This is a genomic window from Nostoc sp. 2RC (genome assembly GCF_014222165.1).
GTDB lineage: Bacteria > Cyanobacteriota > Cyanobacteriia > Cyanobacteriales > Nostocaceae > Nostoc > Nostoc linckia.
The window spans coordinates 1-1113 of record NZ_JACKZU010000726.1 but is presented as its reverse complement, the minus strand read 5'-3'; the positions used below and the strand labels follow the sequence as shown (position 1 = coordinate 1113).

General features: G+C 42.5%; 1 protein-coding gene. It reads left to right on the top strand.

Annotation, left to right across the window (positions count from 1 at the left end; translation table 11 throughout):
• Window positions 1-149: 149 nt before the first annotated feature.
• The gene (locus tag GNE10_RS34695; protein WP_185570529.1) at window positions 150-779 is read left to right on the top strand and encodes a J domain-containing protein; all 630 of its coding nucleotides are present in this window, start codon (window positions 150-152) and stop codon (window positions 777-779) included.
• Window positions 780-1113 lie beyond the last annotated feature (334 nt).

Sequence of the window (1113 nt, the reverse complement as noted above, 5' to 3'; positions counted from 1 at the left end):
CCTTGCCCCTTGCCCCTTGCCCCACGTTAAAAAAACTGTCAAAATTGAACTTTAAAATAGCGAATTAACCTTTATGATTAAAATCTCAGGCTTTGACGCTCTCATAGCTGATAGCCCTTAGATAAATATTCGATAGCTCGTAGCTCAAGATGGATCTTGGAGATTGCTACCGTTTATTGGGTTTAAGGTCGGGAGCCTCTTTTGCTGACATTAAGGCGTCTTATCGACGACTGGCGCAGCAATATCACCCCGATATCAACCCAGATGACAATAAAGCCAAAGATAAGTTCATTGCCTTGACAGAGGCTTACAAACTCCTGCTGACGGTAGTACTGCCAGAAGAGGAAACAGCAGCACATTCAAATTCGGTGTCAACGTCGTCGGGACGCGATCGCCCCAAAGCAACGCATCGGGAAAAAACACACAGCACAAAAGTGCAATCCCAGCAACCAGGAACACCAAAGCCGCCGAATTTGGTGGAAATAGAACAGCGGCTAAAGTGGAAGACTTACGAACAATTGCAGCGATTTTTGCAAGAAAGACGATTTCCCCAAGCCATTGCCCTAGCAGAAGCTTTATCAGATCGGTTATCAGGTGATGCAGAAGTCCGCCAATGGCTAGCAGTTGCCTACCAACTATGGGGACGGGCGTTAATTTCCGAAAACCAGCTGCTCAAAGCTAGAATTTATCTCAAAAAAGCCCTGAAAACAGACCCCCATAATAAAAGCCTCTGGTATGAAGTGCAACGGGATTTCGAGCGTTTAGAACAAATTTTTTGAAGAAGAATACAGAATTCAGAATTCAGAATTCAGAATGAATCAAGTTCGCTTCATTACTTAATAGTTAAAAACTCTCAGTCTCAGAGCCTCAACTTAATTGCTAAGTATTCAACCGGATATTGATGTTGGGAATTTCCAGAGAATAAATTACCCAATTTATTCACATAATATTTTCTTTCTCTCCCCCTATCGTATATTTGTATCAATTTTAAAGTGAAATGGTATAACTCCCTTTGTCCTCTCTTGCTCATCGCTGCCAGGACTTACGCAACTGGCACAGGCGATCGCTAAATCATAGTATTTGTGTACTATTACAAGTACTGCAACTAGCACG